The organism is Arthrobacter flavus (genome assembly GCF_039526005.1).
Classification (GTDB): Bacteria; Actinomycetota; Actinomycetes; order Actinomycetales; family Micrococcaceae; genus Arthrobacter_D; species Arthrobacter_D flavus.
The window spans coordinates 64,441-86,041 of the sequence record NZ_BAAAIJ010000047.1 but is presented as its reverse complement, the minus strand read 5'-3'; the positions used below and the strand labels follow the sequence as shown (position 1 = coordinate 86,041).

At 64.3% G+C, this 21,601-nt stretch carries 22 protein-coding genes and 2 tRNA genes; 15 read left to right on the top strand and 9 right to left on the bottom strand.

Annotated features, from left to right (window positions below; translation table 11 throughout):
• Window positions 1–281: 281 nt before the first annotated feature.
• The 10 genes from ABD059_RS10435 to ABD059_RS10390 all read left to right on the top strand — a co-directional run bounded on the left by ABD059_RS10435 (window position 282) and on the right by ABD059_RS10390 (window position 7,989).
• Window positions 282–2,216, top strand: coding sequence for a DEAD/DEAH box helicase (locus ABD059_RS10435; protein WP_343879726.1), 1,935 nt, complete (start codon window positions 282–284; stop codon window positions 2,214–2,216).
• 129 nt (window positions 2,217–2,345) lie between these two features.
• Window positions 2,346–2,417: transfer RNA gene (locus tag ABD059_RS10430), tRNA-Thr, on the top strand.
• 58 nt (window positions 2,418–2,475) lie between these two features.
• Window positions 2,476–2,549: transfer RNA gene (locus ABD059_RS10425), tRNA-Met, on the top strand.
• A 170-nt stretch (window positions 2,550–2,719) separates the two neighbouring features.
• Window positions 2,720–3,958: a MinD/ParA family ATP-binding protein gene (locus ABD059_RS10420; protein WP_343879724.1), complete on the top strand. Its 1,239-nt coding sequence runs from the start codon at window positions 2,720–2,722 to the stop codon at window positions 3,956–3,958.
• A gap of 95 nt (window positions 3,959–4,053) precedes the next feature.
• Window positions 4,054–4,620 carry a type 1 glutamine amidotransferase domain-containing protein gene (locus tag ABD059_RS10415; RefSeq protein ID WP_343879722.1) on the top strand — a complete coding sequence of 189 codons (567 nt, stop codon included), beginning with the start codon at window positions 4,054–4,056 and terminating at the stop codon, window positions 4,618–4,620.
• Between the two features lie 436 nt (window positions 4,621–5,056).
• Window positions 5,057–5,698: a DUF2797 domain-containing protein gene (locus tag ABD059_RS10410; protein WP_343879720.1), complete on the top strand. Its 642-nt coding sequence runs from the start codon at window positions 5,057–5,059 to the stop codon at window positions 5,696–5,698.
• Between the two features lie 43 nt (window positions 5,699–5,741).
• Window positions 5,742–5,981 carry a hypothetical protein gene (locus ABD059_RS10405; RefSeq protein ID WP_019483700.1) on the top strand — a complete coding sequence of 80 codons (240 nt, stop codon included), beginning with the start codon at window positions 5,742–5,744 and terminating at the stop codon, window positions 5,979–5,981.
• A 51-nt stretch (window positions 5,982–6,032) separates the two neighbouring features.
• The gene (locus ABD059_RS10400; protein ID WP_343879718.1) at window positions 6,033–6,482 is read left to right on the top strand and encodes an FAS1-like dehydratase domain-containing protein; all 450 of its coding nucleotides are present in this window, start codon (window positions 6,033–6,035) and stop codon (window positions 6,480–6,482) included.
• On the top strand, window positions 6,482–6,919 hold the full coding sequence (locus ABD059_RS10395) for a MaoC family dehydratase (protein WP_343879716.1): 438 nt from the start codon (window positions 6,482–6,484) through the stop codon (window positions 6,917–6,919). The genes ABD059_RS10400 and ABD059_RS10395 overlap by 1 nt, the downstream gene beginning before the upstream one ends.
• Window positions 6,916–7,989: a UDP-N-acetylmuramate dehydrogenase gene (locus tag ABD059_RS10390; protein ID WP_343879714.1), complete on the top strand. Its 1,074-nt coding sequence runs from the start codon at window positions 6,916–6,918 to the stop codon at window positions 7,987–7,989. The genes ABD059_RS10395 and ABD059_RS10390 overlap by 4 nt, the downstream gene beginning before the upstream one ends.
• 36 nt (window positions 7,990–8,025) lie before the next feature.
• Here ABD059_RS10390 and asd read toward each other — a convergent pair whose 3' ends face one another.
• The 3 genes from asd to ABD059_RS10375 all read right to left on the bottom strand — a co-directional run bounded on the left by asd (window position 8,026) and on the right by ABD059_RS10375 (window position 10,657).
• Window positions 8,026–9,180, bottom strand: a complete 1,155-nt coding sequence (gene asd / locus ABD059_RS10385) for an aspartate-semialdehyde dehydrogenase (RefSeq protein ID WP_343879712.1) — start codon at window positions 9,178–9,180, stop codon at window positions 8,026–8,028.
• Window positions 9,181–9,248: 68 nt separating this feature from the next.
• The gene (locus ABD059_RS10380; protein WP_343879710.1) at window positions 9,249–9,812 is read right to left on the bottom strand and encodes a dihydrofolate reductase; all 564 of its coding nucleotides are present in this window, start codon (window positions 9,810–9,812) and stop codon (window positions 9,249–9,251) included.
• The gene (locus ABD059_RS10375; RefSeq protein ID WP_343879708.1) at window positions 9,809–10,657 is read right to left on the bottom strand and encodes a thymidylate synthase; all 849 of its coding nucleotides are present in this window, start codon (window positions 10,655–10,657) and stop codon (window positions 9,809–9,811) included. Before ABD059_RS10375 ends, ABD059_RS10380 begins: the two co-directional genes overlap by 4 nt.
• 147 nt (window positions 10,658–10,804) lie before the next feature.
• Here ABD059_RS10375 and ABD059_RS10370 point away from each other — a divergent pair, with 147 nt between their 5' ends.
• Window positions 10,805–11,143 (top strand): cupin domain-containing protein, encoded by a 339-nt coding sequence (locus ABD059_RS10370; protein ID WP_343879706.1) that lies wholly within the window; start codon window positions 10,805–10,807, stop codon window positions 11,141–11,143.
• Here the strand turns inward: ABD059_RS10370 and ABD059_RS10365 are convergent.
• From ABD059_RS10365 to ABD059_RS10350, 4 genes are all read right to left on the bottom strand, one after another.
• Window positions 11,140–12,105 (bottom strand): NUDIX hydrolase, encoded by a 966-nt coding sequence (locus ABD059_RS10365; protein WP_343879704.1) that lies wholly within the window; start codon window positions 12,103–12,105, stop codon window positions 11,140–11,142. The genes ABD059_RS10370 and ABD059_RS10365 overlap by 4 nt on opposite strands.
• A complete protein-coding gene (locus ABD059_RS10360) occupies window positions 12,105–14,327 on the bottom strand; it encodes an RNA degradosome polyphosphate kinase (protein ID WP_343879702.1) in 2,223 nt (740 codons plus the stop codon). The genes ABD059_RS10365 and ABD059_RS10360 overlap by 1 nt, the downstream gene beginning before the upstream one ends.
• 74 nt (window positions 14,328–14,401) lie before the next feature.
• On the bottom strand, window positions 14,402–15,463 hold the full coding sequence (mshD, locus tag ABD059_RS10355; RefSeq protein ID WP_343879700.1) for a mycothiol synthase: 1,062 nt from the start codon (window positions 15,461–15,463) through the stop codon (window positions 14,402–14,404).
• Window positions 15,464–15,703: 240 nt separating this feature from the next.
• Window positions 15,704–16,405 carry a winged helix-turn-helix transcriptional regulator gene (locus ABD059_RS10350; RefSeq protein WP_343879698.1) on the bottom strand — a complete coding sequence of 234 codons (702 nt, stop codon included), beginning with the start codon at window positions 16,403–16,405 and terminating at the stop codon, window positions 15,704–15,706.
• Between the two features lie 181 nt (window positions 16,406–16,586).
• On the opposite strand from ABD059_RS10350, the gene ABD059_RS10345 reads away from it, so the two are divergent.
• The 4 genes from ABD059_RS10345 to ABD059_RS10330 all read left to right on the top strand — a co-directional run bounded on the left by ABD059_RS10345 (window position 16,587) and on the right by ABD059_RS10330 (window position 19,755).
• On the top strand, window positions 16,587–17,330 hold the full coding sequence (locus ABD059_RS10345) for a hypothetical protein (RefSeq protein WP_343879696.1): 744 nt from the start codon (window positions 16,587–16,589) through the stop codon (window positions 17,328–17,330).
• Window positions 17,331–17,540: 210 nt separating this feature from the next.
• The gene (locus tag ABD059_RS10340) at window positions 17,541–18,140 is read left to right on the top strand and encodes a nitrobindin family protein (protein WP_343879694.1); all 600 of its coding nucleotides are present in this window, start codon (window positions 17,541–17,543) and stop codon (window positions 18,138–18,140) included.
• 62 nt (window positions 18,141–18,202) lie between these two features.
• Complete coding sequence (gene ygfZ, locus ABD059_RS10335; protein WP_343879692.1) at window positions 18,203–19,300, top strand: CAF17-like 4Fe-4S cluster assembly/insertion protein YgfZ; 1,098 nt, start codon at window positions 18,203–18,205, stop codon at window positions 19,298–19,300.
• A 2-nt stretch (window positions 19,301–19,302) separates the two neighbouring features.
• Entirely contained in the window at window positions 19,303–19,755 is a 453-nt protein-coding gene (locus tag ABD059_RS10330) for an ankyrin repeat domain-containing protein (protein ID WP_343879690.1), read from the top strand.
• A gap of 12 nt (window positions 19,756–19,767) precedes the next feature.
• On the opposite strand, the gene ABD059_RS10325 is transcribed toward ABD059_RS10330, so the two are convergent.
• Window positions 19,768–20,487, bottom strand: a complete 720-nt coding sequence (locus tag ABD059_RS10325; protein WP_343879688.1) for a GNAT family N-acetyltransferase — start codon at window positions 20,485–20,487, stop codon at window positions 19,768–19,770.
• A gap of 10 nt (window positions 20,488–20,497) precedes the next feature.
• Complete coding sequence (locus ABD059_RS10320) at window positions 20,498–21,523, bottom strand: 6-phosphofructokinase (protein WP_343879686.1); 1,026 nt, start codon at window positions 21,521–21,523, stop codon at window positions 20,498–20,500.
• Window positions 21,524–21,601: the final 78 nt, after the last annotated feature.

Below are 21,601 nucleotides of genomic sequence, written 5' to 3'. Positions count from 1 at the left end.
CAGTACACTTGAAATATCCCCCACACCGGTATTCCCTTTAATTTCCGCCCATTTTGCTGGGCTGGATAGGTTGTGTTGGGGCTCGCAGAGTAAGCATGCGGGCAGATTCATCAGGGAGCGCCGGCTAGAAGAAAACGTCATACAGACCGCTGAGATAGCGGCCGCCAGTTATGACGCGAAATCCTGCCGCGGGATTGAAACAGTGCCGGATTTCTATGTTCATGGGCTGGAATCATCCCTTAATTCCAGCTCTCCGGCATCTACCTGAAGGTCATTCCCTCATGCCAGAAAATACCACTCCCGAAACCCTTGAAGCTCCTGACACCGTCGGCGCTCCGCAGAACGTCGAAGCTCCCGAAGCTGACGACATCAAGTTCACCGACTTTGGCCTCGACGGCCGCGTGCTCGCGGCCCTGAGCGATGTCGGCTACGAAAAGCCCTCACCCATCCAGTCCGCCACCATTCCGGTGCTCCTGGAAGGGCGCGACGTCGTCGGCCTGGCACAGACGGGTACCGGTAAGACAGCAGCATTCGCTATCCCCGCGCTGTCCCGGATGGCCGAGCTCGCCGACCTCAACGGTCCCAGCAAGTTCACGCAGATCCTGGTGCTCGCACCAACCCGCGAACTGGCGCTGCAGGTAGCCGAGGCCTTCGCCTCCTACGCCAAGCACATCGACAACTTCACTGTCCTCCCCGTCTACGGTGGAGCACCTTACGGCCCCCAGTTGGCGGGCCTGCGCCGCGGCGCACAGGTGGTTGTGGGTACCCCGGGTCGCGTGATCGACCACATCTCCAAGGGTTCACTCGACCTGTCCAACCTTCAGTACCTGGTACTGGACGAGGCCGACGAGATGCTCCGCATGGGCTTTGCCGACGACGTCGAGCAGATCCTCTCCGGTACACCCGACGACAAGCAGGTGGCGCTGTTTTCGGCAACGATGCCTAGCGCCATTCGCCGCATTGCGTCGAAGTACCTCAATAACCCCGCCGAAATCACCGTCAAGGGCAAAACCTCGACCGGCACCAACACGCGCCAGCGCTTCCTGCAGGTCATGGGCCCGCACAAGCTGGACGCCCTGACGCGCATCCTCGAGGTCGAAGACTTCGACGGGATCATCGCGTTCGTGCGCACCAAGATGGCGACCGAAGACCTGGCGGACAAGTTGCGTTCACGGGGCTTCCAGGCCGCAGCAATCAACGGTGACATCCCCCAGCAGCAGCGTGAGCGGACCATTGAAGGTCTCCGCGACGGCAAGTTCGACATTCTCGTGGCCACCGACGTCGCGGCCCGCGGGCTCGACGTCGAGCGCATCTCGCTCGTGGTCAACTACGACATCCCGCACGACACCGAGTCCTACGTCCACCGCATCGGCCGTACCGGCCGCGCGGGCCGTTCAGGTGACGCGATCCTTTTCATCACGCCGCGGGAGAAGTACCTGCTGCGTTCGATCGAGAAGGCCACCCGCCAGCCCGTCGAGCAGATGCACCTGCCATCCTCCGACGCGGTCAACGCGTTGCGGATGAACAAGTTTGCCGAGCGCATCACCGAGACCCTGGCCACCGAGGATGTTTCAATCTTCCGTGACCTGATCACCAGCTACGAGACCGAGCACAATGTGCCAGCCAACGAGATCGCTGCAGCCCTCGCCGTCATGGCACAGGGTGGAAACCCGATCCTCGTCAAGGACATCCCGGTGGCTCCGGCAGGGCAGAAGGAACGCGCTGCGGGACGCAAGGATGGCTTCGGCTCACGCGGACCAACACGCAGCCTCACCGAGGGCAACGCCACCTACCGCATCGCTGTAGGACGTCGCCAGCGGGTCATGCCGGGCTCAATCGTTGGCGCTATCGCCAACGAGGGCGGCCTGTCCTCCGCGCAGATCGGCGGCATCGATATCCGCGCCGATCACACGCTCGTGGAACTGCCCGCTGATCTGTCGAAGGATCAGTGGCGTGCCCTGTCCAAGACCCGCATCGGCGGCGAGCTGATCCACCTCGAACTGGACAAGGGCCGCAAGCCCTCCGGTGACCGCGACGGCTTCAAGAAGCCGTTCAAGAAGCGTGAAGGCGAAGGTGGCGGCTTCAACAAGGACCGCGGTCACGACGGCGGCTTCCGCTCCTCCGGACACAGCGCCGGTGGCGGTGGCGGGGACCGTAAGGAACGTCACGGTAAGGGCGCCGGTGCGGGCACCACCCAGCGCCGCGACAAGTGGTAATTTAGTAGCTGATTGATTTCGTCAGATCCCCGGTTTTCCGGGGGTCTGACGGTGAAATCAGGGCCCGGCTCCAGTGGCCGGATTCTGATTTCGTGTAGGTGGCAGAAGCTGGTAAAGTTTTCTGCTGTTGCCCCCCTAGCTCAGTGGTAGAGCGCGTTCTTGGTAAGAACGAGGTCACCGGATCGATTCCGGTGGGGGGCTCTCAAGTGGGAGTCCCGCAGGCAGGCCAACTGGTCCGGCTGCGGGCACACTCATTTGTGGCGGTGTAGCTCAGCTGGTTAGAGCGCACGACTCATAATCGTGAGGTCCCGGGATCGAGTCCCGGCACCGCTACAGACATAGCAGGTCAGAGGCTGAGCAGCCGCTGACCTGCTTTCTTTTTATCGGCATTCTCTGATCAAGGTTCTGACTGGTCGGTCTCCACCAAGAGCATCCTTATAGGATGGTGCGAGCACACCGGTACTGAACACCACCTGCACCCGGCGCACGAAACGGACGGAACCATGACCGACAAGAACTCCGATTGGGGACCCGACGTTAATCCCGAGGATCTCCCTACGCGTGCACGACGACGTCGGGACGTGGCGGCTAGTCCGGTCGCCGGGCCGATCTCCGAGGTCCCACGCTTCGCCGACCGGGTAGTCCCGGCTGAACCTGCTGAGGCCGCGCCGCCGGTGACGTCAGTGCCCACATCCCCTCCGGCGTCGCCCTCGACAACCCCGGCCGTCCCGGCGTCGCCCGTAGCCTCGGTGCCAGCAGCGCCAGCAGCGCCAGCAGCGTCAGCAGCAGGGGCGGCTGCGCCTGGTCGCCAACAGGCAGCGCCGAGCACCCGGAAGTCTTTCCTGGCCGCTGACACCACACGGGTGCCGGCTGAAACCGGGTTCCGGGGCATCCTGACCAAACTGGGGATCCGGATTGCGCCTTCCAAGCGGGAGCTGGAGGACCGAGCGAACACCCGTGCGGTGAGCCAGCACTGGCCCGGTCCCCGCACCATCTCCGTGGTCAACGGCAAAGGCGGCGCCAACAAGACTCCCACCACCGTGATGCTGTCCTCAGTTTTCGCCCGCAATGGTGGCGGTCCGGTACTCGCCTGGGACAACAATGAAACCCGCGGCACCCTCGGGTGGCGCACCGAGCAAGGGCCGCACAGCGCGACGGTGATGGATCTCTTGCCGCAGACCGATCAGCTGCTGGCCCCCTCGGCACAATCGGCGCTGCTGGCCCGCTACGTGCACCACCAGACCGAAGACAAGTACGACGTGCTGCGCTCCAAGCCCGATGTCCTCGCCTCCGAACAGAAGGTCACCGCCGACAACTTCGACGACCTGCACGAGGTCGCGTCGAAGTACTTCAGACTCAACATCGTCGACTCCGGCAACGACGAAACAGCCGAGCGCTGGCTGCGGATGATCCACCACACCGACCAGTTGGTGATCGCGACCACCACACTCGAAGAGCACGCGGAGGCCGGAGCGCTGTTGCTTGAGGCGCTGCAGGCCAGGGGTGGCCGTTATGCCGAGCTGTCGCAGAATGCCGTCGTCATTGTCAGTCAGTCCGACAAGAACGGCACAGCAGCCCAGGCACAGGAAATTGCCGACGGTTTCGCGCAGCTCGCCCGCCGTGCGGTGACCATTCCCTACGATGCGGCGCTGCACAAAGGACGGATCCGCTGGGGCTCACTGCGGCCGGCGACGCAACGCGCCTGGCTGTCCGCAGCGGCGGGCGTGGCCGAGGGCCTGTAGCACGACCGCCACGACAGTTAGACAGCTTGCTTATTATCTCCGGTGTTCATAGTGTTGATGAGTACGACATCGACGTTCTGAACACAGGAGGAAGCATGTCCCCCCATAACATTTCCGGTAAAAAAGTCGCATTCCTACTCACCGACGGAGTCGAGCAGATTGAGCTCACCAGCCCCTGGGATGCGGTCAAGCAGGCTGGCGGCGAGCCCGTACTCGTAGCGCCGGGTAGCGGCACGGTGCAGGGTTTCAACGGCACCGACAAGGGTGACACGTTCACCATTGACCTCGCGGTTGCCGACGCCAAGGCTGACGACTTCCACGCCCTGGTCCTCCCGGGCGGAGTGGTGAACGCGGATCACCTTCGCGTCGACAAGGACGCCCAGGAGTTTGCGCGCGCCTTCTTTGCCCAGCACAAGCCCGTCGCGGCCATCTGCCACGCGCCGTGGCTGTTGATCGACGCGGGCGTAGTGAGCGGTCGCGACCTGACCTCCTACCACACGCTGCAGACCGACCTCCGTAACGCCGGAGCCAACTGGAGCGACGACGAAGTGGTCACTGATCAGGGCTTCGTCACCAGCCGCACCCCTGGCGACCTCCCAGCCTTCAACGACAAGATGATCGAGGAGATCGCCGAAGGCGAGCACGAAGGCCAGACAGCCTAACTGCCTCACTTCGCGCAGAGCACTCCCCGAAACGCGGAGAGCTGCGCTGAATCAGAGCTTTACTGAAGGACCGGTGGGGAACCATCGGTCCTTCAGTGGGTTATGGCCTCTCGGGTCCGGTGTCTAGAGTTGCCGAATGGGCGATGAACGTTTTCTCTGCCGGGGTGTGAGCTGGCATCGGGACGGGCCGGTGCTCTCTCTAGCCACACCCGAGGGGGATCAGCACGATTTGGCGTTGGCCCCTCGAAGGACAGCCGGGACGGGTGGCAACGACCTAGGGTTTAGGTTGTTGAGCCAGTACGGCGAACGGCATTGCCTAGGGTTCCATCGAGTGTTCGGCCCCGAGGCGCGTGATCACACGCCATGTCCGCAGCAAACCACTGCCGAGCGAGGCTACCAGTGCGGGAGTTGCTTCTCCCGGGATGACCTTCGGTTCATGCATGATGTGCACCGGTCAGGCATCGCCCCCGACGGACTGTTGAGCTACCTGGCGCAGGAGCACTGGTTGTATGTTGCCACCTTCGCCGATGGGGCCACCAAGATCGGGACTGCCTCGAACCTCCGCAAGTGGCACCGGCTGGCGGAGCAGGGCGCCGTCGTCGCTCGTTATGTGGCGTGTGCGGACGACGGCCGGATTGTCCGGGTGCTTGAGGACGTTGTTACCCGCGAGGTGGGCCTGCCACAGGCCATCCGGGCGTCGGCGAAAACCGCAGCGCTGGCGTCGCCACGCGCGGGGGCGGTGCTCAACGAAATCAATGCCGAATGTGCCGCAAGTGTTAGGAGCCTGCTTCGGGGCGGTTTGGACCTGGCCGGGTTCCGGGTGGTGGAGGAGCAGTGGGAGGCGCCGTCGTCCTGGGGAGCAGTGCTTGGCGAGGCTGGGGTTCACCTCTACCCTCATAGCCTGGCCGCGGGGGAGCACGGGTTCAGGGTGGAAGCTCTGCTCGGACCTACCGCGCTGGTCTTTATCAGGGGGTCGGAGGTGCCCTTCCTGGTCGACTTTTCGCGGCTCAAGGGACAACGGATTGAGCTCGGCCCGTATGTGTCTGAGGTCCCAGACGTTCAGGCCGCCCTTTTCTAGTCCGCTCTCCACTGGAATGCGCGACGCCCGGTAGGCTTAACCCATGTTGAACACCCCCTGGGACACCGGATCGGACCTGTATCGTCGGTTGGTCATCGCCGCCCTCATCCTGACCGGTGCGGGCATTCTGATCGCCGTTCTGGGCGCAGCTACTGGCAGTAATGCCACAGTGTTCACGGGTATCCCGGTGCTTGTCGCCGGGCTGGTGACGCATCTGGCGGGCCTGGTGGTGCGTGCGCGGGATGCCAAGCGTCGGCACCAGGCGCGCACCCAGAAGAAGTAGCTCACTGCACTAGGCTGGAAACGAACTTTCACCGCACCCGTCAGGAGCCTCATGACCATCAATCCAGAGCTGCAGGGCCGCAGCTATGCCGCCGGTCCTGCCTACTTAGTGGGTCGCGAGAAGATCCGCGAATTTTCTCGTGCTGTCAAAGCCACCCACCCATCGCACTATGAGGTTGAAGCCGCCCAGGACCTGGGGCATCGGGACCTGGTGGCACCGCCCACCTTCGCGATTATTGTGGCGCAACTGGCGGATGCCCAGCTGATCAACGATCCCGACGCCGGTATCGACTTCAGCCGTGTGGTCCACGCCGACCAGCGGTTCATCCACCACCGTGCGATCGTGGCCGGTGATGAACTGGTAGCCGAGCTCCATGTTGACTCCGTCCGCGCCATGGGCGGCGGCGCAATGATCACCACCCGCGCGGAGATCTCCACCACGGACGGCGAAAAAACCGCGACCACCACGTCATCCCTGCTGGTGCGCGGAGAGGAACAGTAATGGGCATTGCTATCGCCGACCTCAGCGTCGGCCAGGAGATCGGCACCACCACGGTGGAAGTGACCCGTCAGGACCTCGTGAAGTACGCGGGCGCCTCGGGTGACTTCAACCCCATTCACTGGAACTCCGACTTCGCCCAGAGCGTCGGCCTGCCGGGCGTCATTGCCCACGGCATGTTCACCATGGGAGCGGCTGTCCAGTTGGTCACCGACTGGATTGGCGACCCCGCCGCCGTCGTCGACTATCAGACGCGATTCACCAAACCGGTCATCGTCGACGACACCACGGCGCTTGGTACCCCCGGCGCTGTCATCGAGGTGGCCGGCAAGATTGGTGCCATTGATCTGGACAATTCAACGGTCCGCGTGGACCTGACCGTACTGTCTGCAGGCCAGAAGGTGCTGGTCAAGGCCCAGGCCGTGGTGCGCATCTGGTGACCCTGCTGTCACAGCTCACGACGGCCGGCGTCGGAGGCTCCGCCCGCACCTATGTGGAGGCACGCACCGAAGCGGAAATCATTGACGCGGTTCGGTCAGCCGACGCCGTCGGCGATCCGGTCCTGATCATTGCCGGCGGATCAAACCTCATCATCGCTGACGAGGGCTTCCCCGGCACGGTGATACGGCTAGCCTCGACCGGATTTGTCGTCAACGACGACGACGCCACCTGCGGGGGTGTGATGGTGAAGGCCGAGGCGGGCCAGCCCTGGGATGCCCTCGTCGACTACACGGTGCTGCACGCCCTGTCCGGGCTGGAGGCGCTGTCCGGTATCCCAGGTTCCACCGGGGCGACCCCCGTGCAGAACGTTGGTGCGTACGGGGCCGATGTCTCGCAGACCATCGCCACGGTACGCACCTGGGATCGGGAAACAAATACTGTTAAGTCCTTTACAAACTTCGAACTGAAGTTCGGCTACCGGGATTCCCTACTGAAACGCACCACGACAAACGGGTCGCCGCGGTATGTGGTGCTGACCGTCGAGTTCCAACTGGCGCCAGGTCGCATGAGCGCTCCCGTGAGGTACGCCGAGCTGGCGCGCGAGGTGGGGGTCGATATCGGCGAGCGGGCCTACGCCAATGATGTCCGGCGTGCGGTCCTGAAGCTGCGCGCGGCCAAAGGGATGGTGCTGGATCCCGATGACCGCGATACCTACAGCACCGGATCCTTCTTCACCAATCCCATAGTTGACGCCGGTACCGCAGCGACCCTGCCGGAGGGTGCACCACAGTATCCCACCGCCGAGGACGGCCAGATCAAGCTCTCAGCCGCCTGGCTCATCGATCAGGCGGGCTTCGGAAAGGGCTTCGGGCTCGCCGACGACGCCGGCCACGCGGCTGTCGGAGGCCGGGCCTCACTGTCGACCAAGCACACTCTCGCCGTCACCAACCGGGGGAGTGCCTCAGCCGCCGACCTGCTGGCTATCGCCGCTCTGGTGGCGGACGGTGTCGAAGACCGGTTTGGGATCCGGCTCCACCCGGAGCCGCTCCTGATCGGCTGCACCCTCTAGACCGACCGTGGGTGGGTGGCCGGGGAACGACAGCGGTTAGAGGTTTCCGGTGGAGATGAGCAACATCCGGCGCAGTGGCTCGGCGGCGCCCCATAACAGCTGATCTCCCACGGTGAAGGCGCTCAGATACTGCGGCCCCATCTCCAGCTTCCGGAGCCGTCCCACGGGGACTGACAGCGAACCGGTCGCCGCGACCGGTGTCAGCCCGGCCAGGGTGGCTTCCTTGGTGTTGGGGATTACCGTCGCCCATTCGTTGTCACTGTCAATGAGGCGCTCAATCTCGGCGAGTGGCACGTCTTCGGTGAGCTTCAGGGTCAGCGCCTGCGAGTGTGAACGCATGGCCCCGATCCTGACGCAGAGCCCATCAAAGGGGATCCGGCCGCCGTCGACGGTATCGGTGCCGAGGATCTTGTTGGTCTCGGCGCCAGCCTTCCATTCCTCGCGGGACATCCCGTTCCCGAGATCGGCGTCAATCCAGGGAATCACCGATCCCGCCAGCGGCACCCCAAATTGTGATGCGTCCATCGAAGGGTTGCGTTGCTGCGCCAGGACCGCCTGATCGATGGCCAGGATAGCCGACGCCGGATCGTCCAGATTGGGCGCCACGGCACCGTGGATGGTACCGAACTGGTTCAACAGCTCACGCATGTGCCGCGCGCCGCCGCCCGACGCCGCCTGGTACGTCATCGAGGTGCCCCACTCGATCAGGCCGTTGCGGAACAGGCCGCCGAGCCCCATGAGCATGCAGGAGACGGTGCAGTTACCGCCAACGAAGTCGCGCACACCGCGGGAGAGGCCAGCGTCGATGACGTCCCGGTTCACTGGGTCCAGGACGATGATGGAGCTGGACTCCATCCGCAGCGTTGACGCCGCGTCGATCCACAGCCCGTCCCAGCCGCTGTCGCGCAGCTTCGGATAGACCTCGGCGGTGTAGTCGCCGCCCTGTGCGGTGACGATGGTAGAGAGCTTGGCTAGCGTGTCGACGTCGTACGCGTCCTGGAGCGCGGGGGCGCCCTCAGCGAATGACGGCGCGGGGCCCCCGGCGTTGGAAGTTGAGAAGAACACGGGGTTGATCAGGCGAAAATCGCCCTCGTCCTGCATCCGCTGCATCAGGACCGATCCCACCATGCCGCGCCAGCCGACGAAGCCGACGCTGGGCGCTGACGATGAACTGTTTACTGCAGAAGTCATGCTGCCAGTCTAGGTCAGGACCCCCACGAGCCCCGCTTGGTTACGAAGAGCTCACGGGGCCTATCCGGCTAGTCCCGGCCGCGAGTCCAGAGGCTGATCCGGTAACGGGTGCCGTTTGCGCCCGAAAGCCAGCCCTGCGGTGGAGTGACACCACCGAGTTGCCAGTCCGCCCCCAGTGTCGGGGCGAAGGTGTCGCCCTTGGTGGTTGACTCGATCACTGTCACGACGGCTGCCTGGGCGATCGGCAGGGCGGCCTCGTAAATCTGGCCGCCACCGATCACCCAGATTTGCTCGGCACCCGGACTGCGCCGGGCCTCCTCGAATGCGTCGTCCAGGGAGTCGACGACGACAGCCCCCGCGAGCTCGCCCGCTTCGAGTCCGTGCTTGCTCACCACAATGTTGGTGCGGTCCGGCAGGGGACGGTACTTGGCGGGAAAGGACTGCCAGGTGTTCCGGCCCATGATCACCGGGTGTCCCGTGGTGGTCCGCTTGAAGTGTTCCATATCCTCGGGGAGACGCCACGGCATGCCGCCGTCCTTCCCGATCACGCCGTTCTCCGTCTGGGCCCAGATCATTCCAACGAACGGTTCCCGTCCGATGGTCTCGATGATGCCGCGATTCATTGAACTCATACGGCGATCGGTGCCTTGATGGTGGGATGGTGCTGGTAATTCACCACGTCAAAGTCCTCCAGCTTGTAGTCGAAGATGCTCTCGGGTGTGCGGTTGATCAGTAGTTGCGGTGCCGGGTACGGCTCTCGAGACAGCTGTTCCTTGACCTGTTCGACATGGTTGTCGTAAATGTGGACGTCGCCGCCGGTCCAGATCAGTTCGCCGGGAGCCAGGCCCACCTGCTGGGCCACCATCAGGGTCAGCAGCGCGTAGGAGGCGATGTTGAAGGGAACGCCAAGGAAGGTGTCCGCCGAACGTTGGTACAGCTGGCAGGACAGCTTGCCGTCCGCTACATAGAACTGGAAGAACGCATGGCACGGTGGCAAGGCCATGTTGTGCAGCTCGGAGACATTCCACGCCGAGACCAGGTGCCGCCGGGAATCCGGGTTGGTTTTCAGGTCCTCAATGACCTGGGCGATCTGGTCAATATGACCGCCGTCGGGCGTGGGCCAGGAGCGCCACTGGACGCCGTAGACGGGGCCAAGTTCGCCGTCGTCGCCGGCCCATTCGTTCCAGATCTTGACGCCGCGTTCCTGCAGCCAGGACACGTTTGAATCCCCGCGCAGGAACCAAAGGAGCTCCAGGGCCACGGATTTGAAATGCACGCGTTTGGTGGTGACCAGCGGGAAGGAGTCCGCGAGGTCAAAGCGCAGCTGTCTTCCGAAGACGCTGCGCGTTCCGGTGCCGGTGCGGTCGGTCTTGACAGCGCCGTTGGCCATCACGTCGCGCAGCAGATCCTCGTACGGGGTGGGGATGGGTTGTGAACTCACGCATTCCACTCTAATGGTTACGTGCTTTAAGGCCATCTAAGCGGCGCGTCCCCCTATTTACCGGCCGGTTGTTTGGTGGGCCTGGAGGACTCTAGAACCAGTAGTCCCTGTAGGTGGATAGACTTGCCAGCATTATTGGACCACCCGGGTGGATCCGAGCCGATAGCGCCCCCAGGAGGCATTATGACCATTGTTGAAGCGGCCCTGACGACGGCGTTGGAAGAAGCGATGGCGAGCGACAAGGGCCGGTCCGCGAAGATCGTTGTCCATGATGGACCACTACGTCAGACAGTCCTCGGGCTCAGAAAGGGCCAGGTTCTTGCCGAGCACAATTCTCCACCGGCGGCGAGCATGTACGTATTGCGCGGCCGGGTGCGGATCACAGGCCAGGACCCGGCGGAAGTGATAGCTGGCGAAATTGTCGCACTGACCCACGTGCGTCACGGGGTTGAGGCCGTGGAGGACTCGGTGTTCCTCCTGACGACAGTGACCAGCCAGGTGGGGGACAGCCACGGGAACTAGTCGTCGTAGGCCCTGAACTGCTCGAGCGCGACAATGCGGCCCGGAGCCCTGGTGCTGACGTGGGAGATCAGTACTTCTCCGGGGGCCAGATACGGGTCGTCAGCTGGCAGCCCGGCGGCCAGGGGGGTAGCCATGTGGCGCTGCAGCACTCCAAAGACGAGGGGGAGGACCGGCCGGTGGGTGCATAACGCCACGGGACGGCGCTTATCGAACAGTTTCTCGACTGTTGAACGGGCCTTGTCCGGCTTGCGGGTGGCGTTACGCTCGGTCATTGAATCGGCGAGTTTGAGTTTAATGTCCTTGTACTTCAGGTACGGAGCGACGGTCTGAACACACCGTTCCCACGGGCTGCTCACCACCCAGGACGGGCCCCAGGCTTCAAGGAGGCGGCTCACGGCGGCGGCCTGCCGTCGACCGGTGGCCGCCAGGGGGCGTTCGCCTTCCGCACGGGTCCAGGACGAGCGCGGCTTCGCCTTGGCATGGCGGACCACGATCAGTGGCCAGGTTTCCAGCTGGTCCGCTTCGTAAGCCGCAATCAACGAATCAAGGGGCTCCCGATCGGTAGGGTTGGTCAACAGCTCCAACGCCCGGGCCGGTGCGACCCATAGGTACTTGTCTACTTCCTTGCCATCGGGGCGGACCACCATACGCTCCGTGCGGGCCGCCCAATAGTAGACCACCTTCTGCCCGGAGGCCACAGCGTAACGAGTCGATGCCAGGGGAATGCCCAGCGAAATCCGGAGGCCAACCTCCTCCAGCACTTCCCTGGCTGCACACTCGGGGGTGGTTTCGCCGGGGTCGATCTTGCCCTTGGGCCAGGACCAATCCGTGTAGCTGGGACGGTGGATCAGGAGTACCTCGAGCTGCCCCTGTTCCTTCCGCCAGCAGATAGCACCGGCTGCCACCACCGCCGGCGCCGCCTCCTGAGCGGTTTCCGTGACTGCCTCGTCAGTTGAGGACATCAGTGGCGGACCGCTGATCGGTTGCGTGCTCGGGAAGCGAGCAGGTAGCTCTGTACGTCACTGAGCGGCGCGCCGTCGTCGTCCTTATGATGGCGGGTCCAATCACCCTGGTTGTCGAGGTGCCAGCTTGCCGTGCCCTTATCCATGTACCGGTCGAGCAAGGACATGAGATAGGCAATATCCTCGGGGGCGCTGAGCTGCACCAGCGCCTCCACCCGGCGGTCCAGGTTGCGGTGCATCATGTCCGCCGAACCGATGAATACTGCTGGGTCTCCGCCGTTCGCAAACGCGAACACCCGTGAATGCTCAAGGAAACGGCCCAGTACCGAGCGGACGGTGATGTTCTCGCTGAGACCCGGGACGCCGGGGCGTACCGAGCAGATTCCACGGACAATGACGTCCACCTTCACGCCGGCCTGCGATGCACGATAGAGCGCGTCGATGATTGCCTCGTCAACAATCGAATTGACCTTCACCACCACCCGAGCAGCGAGTCCGGCCTTCTGGTTGGCAATCTCGCGTTCAATCCGGTCGATCAGCCCGGAGCGCACCGAACGCGGGGCAACAAGGAGACGCTTGAAGGTGGATTTCGGCGCATACCCCGACAGCTGGTTGAACAGTCGGGTCAAGTCCTGGCCCACCTGGTCATTGGCGGTCAACAGGCCGAAATCCTCGTAGTAGCGGGCCGTGCGTGGGTGATAGTTGCCGGTGCCGATGTGGCAGTACCGGCGAAGTCCATCGATTTCCTGCCGGACCACGAGGGAAAGTTTGCAATGCGTCTTCAGTCCCACAATCCCGTACACCACGTGCACCCCGGCCTGCTCCAGCTTGCGTGCCCAGGAGATGTTGGCTTGTTCGTCGAACCGGGCCTTGATCTCGACGAGGGCGAGCACCTGCTTGCCGGACTCCGCCGCGTCAATCAGCGCATCGACGATCGGCGAATCGCCTGAGGTGCGATACAGGGTCTGCTTGATTGCCTGCACCTTGGGGTCGGCTGCCGCCTGCTCCAGGAACGCCTGGACCGAGGTGGAGAACGAATCGTACGGGTGGTGCAGCAGGATGTCCCGGCGACGCATGGCGGCGAACACATTCGCGGCCTTCGACGTCTCGCTCTCCTTGAGGTCCCGGTTGGTGTGCGGGACGTGCTTCGGGTAGCGCAGCTCGCCGCGGTCGATGCCGCCGATCACGCTGAGCCCGCGGAGATCCAGCGGCGCCGGCAGGCCGTACACCTCGTCTTCCTCCACGCCGAGTTCACGTGAGAGCAGGGCGCGGATGCTCGGATTGATGTCGGTGGTGACCTCGAGCCGGACCGGCGGGCCGAACCGGCGGCGCAGCAGCTCCTTCTCCAGCGCCTGAAGGAGGTTCTCGGCGTCGTCCTCCTCCACTTCGAGATCCTCGTTCCGGGTCACTCGGAAGGTGTGGTGTTCGAGGACTTCCATCCCCGGGAACAACTGGTCCAGGTGGACGGCGATGACCTCTTCCAGCGGGATGAACCGGGCCGTGCGGCCGGTGACGTTCCCGGCGCGGGGGCCGTCGACCGAAATCAGGCGAGGCAACTGGTCGGGGACCTTGACGCGCGCGAAGAGTTCCTTTTCGCTCACCGGATTGCGGACGACGACGGCGAGGTTCAGAGAGAGCCCCGAAATATACGGGAAGGGGTGCGCTGGATCCACGGCCAGAGGGGTCAGGATCGGGAAGACCTTCTCGGCGAAGAGCTTGTTGAGGTCGGTGCGAGCGGCATCGTCGAGCTCGTCCCACGTGGTGAGGTGAATGTTCTCCTCGGCCAGGGCGGGTCGAATGTTCTCGGCGAAGACGGCGGCGTGACGCTGCTGCAGCTTGTAGCCGTCGGCCATGATCTGTTCGAGCTGCTCAATGGGGCTCAGGCCGGCGGCTGAGGGGACGGCCAGACCGGTCGCGATGCGGCGCTTCAGGCCGGCAACGCGCACCATGAAAAACTCGTCCAGGTTGGACGCGAAAATGGACAGAAAGCTGACCCGCTCCAGCAAGTACAGGTCGGGGTCCTCGGCGAGCTCCAACACCCGGGCGTTGAAGTCGAGCCAGCTCGACTCACGGTCGAGGAACCGGTCAGGGGTGATCTCGCCGGCGGGGAGCAGGCTCGGGGCGAACTCGGGGATGTCGATGCGGTCCTGGGTGGCACGTGCTGGTGCAACTTCGGACGAGCCATACCGTGCCGGAACGCGTGCTGCGGTTTCCGATTCCATGGTGTCTCCTGACAGCGGGTAGGTTGCCTTGATCCGCCCCTCTTGGGAGGGGTTTCACGGCATCAGGATCCACCTTACAAGCTTGCCCCGGAAACCTGCGGCGCGTACATGACGTCAACATCCCAGCGGGTGAATCCCAGCTTGCGGTAGAGGGCCACAGCGGCGGTGTTGTCGGCGTCTACGTAAAGCATGATTGCCTGCAGACCCTGGCGATGCAGGTGCTCGATTCCGGCGACGGTGAGTGCCTTCCCCAGGCCCATGCCCTGGGCCTGGGGGGTGACGCCGACGACGTACACCTCGCCCATCGCCGGGTGGTCCCCAGAGCGTGGATGCACCTTGGTCCAGTGGAATCCCAGCAGCTCTCCGTCGGACTCACGGACCGCCAGCAGGAACCCTGCGGGGTCGAACCAGTCTTCGACCATCCGCGCCTGGAGGTCCTCAAGCGTGGTTGAGCCCTGCTCTGCGTGATGGGCGAAGGCCGCCCGGTTCGCCGCTAGCCATGCCGACTCGTCGACACCGGGCTGGAAGGCACGAAGGACGACGCCGTCGGGCAAAGCGATCTGGTCGGCGGAGGGGGACAGGACCGACTCCTCCAACGCGGCCCGGGTCTGACGCATCCGCCACAGTTCCCGGACGGGCGCGAACCCGTTTTTGGTGGCCAGGCTGACAGCCGCCGCGTGATTGCCGTGGGACCAGGCATGCAGGTTCGGCAGGCCGTGGGCCTGGACGGCGTCGGCCAGGGCGGTCCCGACTCCCTGGCTGCGGTAGGTCGGCCGGACCACCAGCTCGAGCACGCCTGGGTCACCAGCTTCACCCTCATCGGCATTGTCGGATCCAGTCCCGGAGCGGGGCAGGCTCACCACCGCGACCCCGGCCAGTTCTTCGGTGTCGTGGGGGGCGCCAGCCGGATCGTCACCCGAAGGGTGCTCGTCGACCGCATAGGTGGCGAAAACCAGCAGGGACCCCGGATGGGAACCCGCGGTTTTCAGGTTGACCAGGGTCTGCTCGGACAGCGGAGGGTTGCCGTCGGCCTCCGCAGCAGCCGCGGCGAGCCCGAGAATGTCCTGCAGGACCCGCGGGTCGGGAGCCCCAGCGGAATGGAGAATGGGCCAGGTGGGAACGTGGGCTGTGGTCATAATGCCAGCCTAACCCCCCGGTGCCCCGTGCGTCGGAGAGAATTTTGGCCTGGCGCAGACGGTGGGGTAATGTTGGTGATCGTTCACGGGGGATGCACCAGTGGGGTGCCCGCGATACGTTCGACCCGTATGTCCTCCACTCAGCACGACGAAAGAAGTCCCACCGCCACGGATGTGGGGGAGGGACTTCTTTCGTTAAGCGGCGTGTTTGAGGTAGCTGGTCCCGGAGGGCGGCGATCCTCAGGCGTCAACCGCTGGCCGGTCGTCGGTGGACCGGTTCAGCGTGAACCGGTACCCCACGTTGCGCACGGTCCCGATCAGTTGCTCATGGTCGGCGCCAAGTTTTGCCCGCAGTCGCCGCACATGTACGTCAACGGTGCGGGTGCCGCCGTAATAGTCGTAGCCCCACACCTCGTGCAGTAGCTGATCCCGGGTGAACACCCTCCCCGGATGCTGCGCCAGGTACTTGAGTAACTCGAATTCCTTATAGGTCAGGTTCAACGGCTCACCGCCGACCCGGGCGGTATAGCTGGCCTCGTCAATAACGACGCCGGAGGCGCGGATCTCGCTGCTGCTTTCAGTCTCGGCGGCACCGGACCGCGCGATGACGAGGCGCAGTCTGGCCTCTACTTCGGCTGGACCGGCGGAGTCGAGGACGACGTCGTCAGCCAGCCAGTTCGCGGCGACGGCGGCCATCCCGCCCTCGGTGAGCACCAGCATCAGCGGGGCACTCAGCCCGGTGGCTTTCAGGAGTTGAGTGAGCGATCTCGCCCCGACCATGTCTTTACGAGCGTCAACCATCACCACGTCGCAGGGCTCGGTCTCCAGCAGTGCGGTCGGTTCAGCGGGCAGAATGTGGACCTTGTGGTTCAGCAATTCGAGCGCGGGAAGCACACCCACCGAGGATCCGGGGCTATTCGTCAACATCAGGATGTGCGGCATGTGTCCTCCATATAATTGGACGCGCATCATCGGGCGCTCTGGGTCGGGCTGCTGGTGGAGATTGTGGCCGATCACCACGGGTCAGCAGTCCTGGCAGATTTGGTTCAGTATACCGGGTGTGACGCGACCCACCCGGGACCTTCGTTTTCACTTGCTGGAGTGGTAAGGCAGTATTGCTGGGGTGAGAATATGGATGGTGGCCGCTGCGGCGGCAACGGCAGTCGCCTCAGTGGTGGCTGCGTCCTATGTCTCGTTGAGCGCTGTTGCAGCCGTCACCGCGGTCCTCATCCTGGTGGGTGCTATCGGCTGGCCTCATCTGCTGGGGGTCCCCGCCAAGAAGACCCAGTCAACGGTCATGGCCATGAGTGCGCTGGCGGCTACGGCTACCGCCTACACCGCCCCGGACAGCGAGTACCTGCGGTGGATGCCCATCGCTGCTGCCCTTGGTCTCGGGGCTGTCTTCCTGATTCAGCTGTTCCGCGGAACCGGTCAAAGTCTTCGTCTGGAATCGACGCTCGGCGTCGGGGTCGGGGTCTTCCTGGTTTGCCTTGGGTCCGGCTGGGTGGCCGCTGACCAGTTGTCGGTCAATGCGGGAAACACCGGGATGATGCTGGTCACCGGGATCAGCGTCATGATTGCCCTGGCCGTGTCGCTGCTGCCCTGGCCCGACCGGATTGTTGCGCCGTTGGGCACGGTACTGGCCGCAACTGCCGGCCCGCTGGGCGCCATCCTGTTCACCGATGTGCCCGGACTGGCCGCAGGTATTGTTGGGGCCATCAGTGGAGCGGTCATTGTGTGCACCCGGCGGTTGCTTCTTGCCCGCGAAGCGCCACTGAACGTGGCAGCTGCCCTGTCCGTCGGCGTCGCACCGATCCTGGTAATCGGCTCGCTCGTCTACTTCCTGGAAAAGCTGCTCACCGCCTGACTCCTACCTCTCGCCGGACCGCGCCGCACCGGAGCGCCGTTGGGGTCGAGAGCTGTCGAAACGTCACGTTAGGATGGACGCATGTCGATTCTTGCGCTTGAAATCTTCTTCATTGGACTGTTGGTACTCGCTTCACTGGCGATGGCCGGGGTGGCGGCGCTGGTGATCACCCGCCTGTACAAGGGCCAGAAGTAAGGCTGCCCGCTCACCATGTCGTTTGAGATTCCCACTGACCTCACACCCGAGCTGGTGCCACTGTCCTGGTTGCTGGGTACCTGGAGGGGCTCCGGACGTCTCGGCGAGGGGTCGTCCGAGTCCGAGCACTTCGAGCAGCTCGTCACCTTCACCCAGAACGGGCTCCCATACCTGCGGTATACGGCGGAGAGCTGGCTCACCGACGAGCACGGCGCCCGTCTGCGCCCACTCTCAGTGGAAACCGGGTTTTGGGCGCTGGACCGCAAACTCAACGACGCCGACGGCGGGCCCGGGCTGGAACCAGCCGACATCGTCCCGGCGCTGAAGAGCGCCGATGAGGTGGAGCAGCTCCGCAACGCCGAAGACGGCTTCGATATCACCGCCACCATTGTGCACCCCGGAGGAATCGCCGAACTGTACTACGGGGTCATCAAGGGCCCGCAGATTCGGCTCAGCACCGACCTGGTAATGCGGGGCCAGAACTCCAAGGAATACACGGCCGCCACGCGCCTGTACGGCCTGGTGGAGGGTGACCTGTATTGGCGTTGGGACGTCGCCGCCGACGGCCAGCCGCTGAAAGCCCACGCCTCCGCGATTCTCAAGAAAGAATCCTGACCAGTTGTGCTCCACGGCTGGCCCAAGGAATACGGCCCGCCTAAGGATGCGTTAACAACACCATGACCTATCTCAGCCCGCTGCTCACCCGGCCCGGCGCCGTCGCCGCTGGCGCACCCGATCAGGGCACCGCATCCCACTACGGTGACCCCTTCAAGGAACAGCGTGCCCTCGCCCGGGGCGCTGCCTTCGTCGACCTGTCCCATCGGGGCGTGGTCACGGTGACCGGCCCGGACCGCCTGAGCTGGCTGAACACTCTCTCCTCCCAACTCCTGTTGGGTCTGGAGCCTGGCAGCAGCACGGAGACCCTCCTGTTGAGTGTGCAGGGACGGATCGAGTACAACGCCCGGGTGGTCGACGACGGAACCACTACCTGGCTGCTTGTCGAAGGCTTTGAAGCCGAAGGTATGGCCGCCTGGCTGGACCGGATGAAGTTCATGCTCAGGGTGGAGATCGCGGATGTCTCAGACACCTGGGCGGTCCTTGGATCGGTGAAACGTCTCGAGGCGTTGGCAGCACGCACTGTGTGGGTCGATCCGTGGCCGCGGGTCGCCGTGGGTGGGTACGCCTACTCGGTGGTGACTGAGGAAGAGCACCCCGGGCTGGAACGCCCCTGGTTCGAATATCTGATCCCGCAGGCCGAACTCGCCAGCACCGTGGATGAACTCGCTGACCACGGTCTGAGCCTCGCCGGCGCCATGGCATCCGAGGCACTGCGTGTCGCCGCGTGGCGTCCGCGGGCTGGCGCCGAGACCGATGAGAAGACGATTCCGCACGAACTGGACCTGATCCGGACAGCTGTTCACCTGGACAAAGGTTGCTACAAGGGCCAGGAAACCGTCGCCCGGGTGCACAACCTCGGACACCCACCACGCCGCCTCGTCTTCCTGCAGCTCGACGGTAGCCAGCACACCCTGCCCGCGGTGGGCAGCGTCGTCGTCGCCGGTGGACGCACCGTCGGCAGGGTGACCTCCGTGGCACAGCACTACGAGATGGGTGCGGTGGCGCTTGCCATCGTGAAACGTTCGGTTGACCCGCTGGGTGAGCTGGTGGTGCAGGACGGCGATGACGTGTACGCCGCAGCGCAGGAAATCATTGTGGCGCCGGACGCCGGTCAGGTGGTAGGACGCGCCACCGGGTTCCTGAAAGGACGCCGGTAGCCATGACGGATACCAACTCACCGGACACCAGCTCGCCTGACACCAGCTCTCCGGACACCGATTCACCGGACGCCAGCGCGGATCAGGCGGTCGCGCTGGCACACCAGCTGTTCGACGCCGCCCGTGCCGGCGACGCGTCCACCCTGACCCGCTACCTGGACGCGGGGGTTCCTGCCACCCTAACCAACAGCGCCGGTGACGGTCTCCTCATGCTCGCTGCCTACCACGGGCACGCCAGCGTCGTGGCGGACCTTGCCCGCCGCGGGGTTGATGTCAACGCTGTCAACGACAAGGGTCAGACCCCTCTGGCGGGGGTGGCTTTCAAAGGGTATGCCGACGTCGCAGCGGTGCTGGTAGGCGCCGGGGCCGACCCCGACCAGGGGAGCCCCACAGCACGACAGACCGCCCAGATGTTCAAGCGTCAGGACCTGCTGGAGCTGTTCGGCGGACAGTAACGGTTGACCCGTTTAGGCTCCCGCTGGTAGCAGCACGCTGGTCTGGCTCCCGCACTCGACGAAGCCTGACTTCAACGCTGTCCTGATCGAGGCGCTGTTGTCCGTACGTGCCCGCCACTGCGGAATCAGCCCCGCCGCCATGGCATCCTCAACCACCACCTTGGTGATGAAGGTGGCATGGCCCTGACCACGGTGACCCGGCGCGGCCAGTACCCCCAGATGGGCGAGAATACCGCTCCAGATGTCGTACCCTGCGCCGGCGAACGGTGCGGGGGGAGCGATCGAGTCGTCAACCAGGATAGTGCGGTACTCCAGCGCGCTCAGACCCACTTCGGCGATGTCATCGGGAGGGCAGAGACGCTCCAGCTCGACGGCGAATTCCAGCTCATCGCTCACCGCCACGTCGTCGCGGGGTTCGAGGGTCGGCAGGTTGTCGCAGAAGTACAGGCCAGCCGCTCCCAGACCGCGGCCCCCCTGTTCTCTGGAGAGCCGCAGCAGGGTCGAGTGGCTGGCGAGCAGATCGCCGTCGAGCCCCGCTGCTGCGTCGAGGGCCCAACCGGGTCCGACCAACGCTTCCTCGCCGAACAGTCGCACGAAGGTGAACAGCTCGGCGTCGTCGTCCCGGCGGTAAATCCGTTCGCCAGCTGCCTCGGCGAAAGCAGTGTCATCGAGTTTCAGCAGCCGGGACCATCCGAGCTGAATGATTGACACGGTGCCGGGATCAAGTTCCATCTAGGCAACGTTAGCCGAAGAGGATGGCTGCCTCGTCGTACCGGTGCTGGGGGACTACCTTGAGGTTGCCCAAAGCGGCTTCGAAGCCCACCCTCGCGATCTCCGTTCCCTTCAGCGAAACCATGGTGCCCCAGGCCTCGTCCACCACCGAGTCAACTGCGGCCATGCCGAGGCGCGTTGCGAGGACCCGGTCGAACGCCGAGGGAACCCCGCCGCGCTGGATATGACCGAGCACCGTGGCGCGGGTCTCGATCCCGGTGCGGGATTCAATTTCCGGGGCCAGCTGATCAGCGATGCCGCCGAGGCGCGGCCGTCCGAAGGTGTCGAGGCCACGTTCGGAATGGGCCTGGTCCAAGTGGGCCGGGACGAAACCTTCGGCCACCACCACCAGGGGAGCGCGTCCACGATGGTTGGCCTCGGTGACCCACTCGGCGATCTGCTCCAGGCTGGTCTGCTGCTCAGGTATGAGGATCGCGTGGGCGCCGGACGCCATCCCAGCGTGCAGGGCAATCCACCCTACGTGGCGCCCCATCACCTCGGCGACCATGCAGCGGCTGTGCGACTCTCCTGTCGTCCGGAGCCGGTCAATAGCCTCGGTGGCGATCTGTACGGCGGTGTCGAAGCCGAAGGTGTAGTCGGTGGCGTCCAGATCGTTATCGACGGTCTTGGGTACGCCGACGATTTTCAGGCCGGCGTCGGTGAGCCGCTTCGCCGCAGCCAGGGTTCCTTCGCCGCCGATCACGATCATCGCGTCAATACCGAGCCGCTCAAGATTAGCCTTGATGGCATCCGGGCCACCGTTGCCCTCGAAGGGGTTGGTGCGGGAGGTGCCCAGGATGGTGCCACCCTGCTTGGAGATGCCTCGGACGGCGCTGCGGGGAAGGTCAATGATGTCGCCCTCCACCACTCCACGCCAGCCGTCACGGAATCCGACGAACTCCAGGTCGTGGGTCTTGATGCCGTTGAGGACCGCTCCACGGATCACGGCGTTAAGTCCAGGACAGTCGCCACCGCTGGTGAGTATTCCGATTTTCATGTGGAGCTGGGTCCTTGCAGATTGGGGAGGTAAAAAGGTCAGAGCGCCCCATTGAGCTCAGCTATGATTCTAAACACA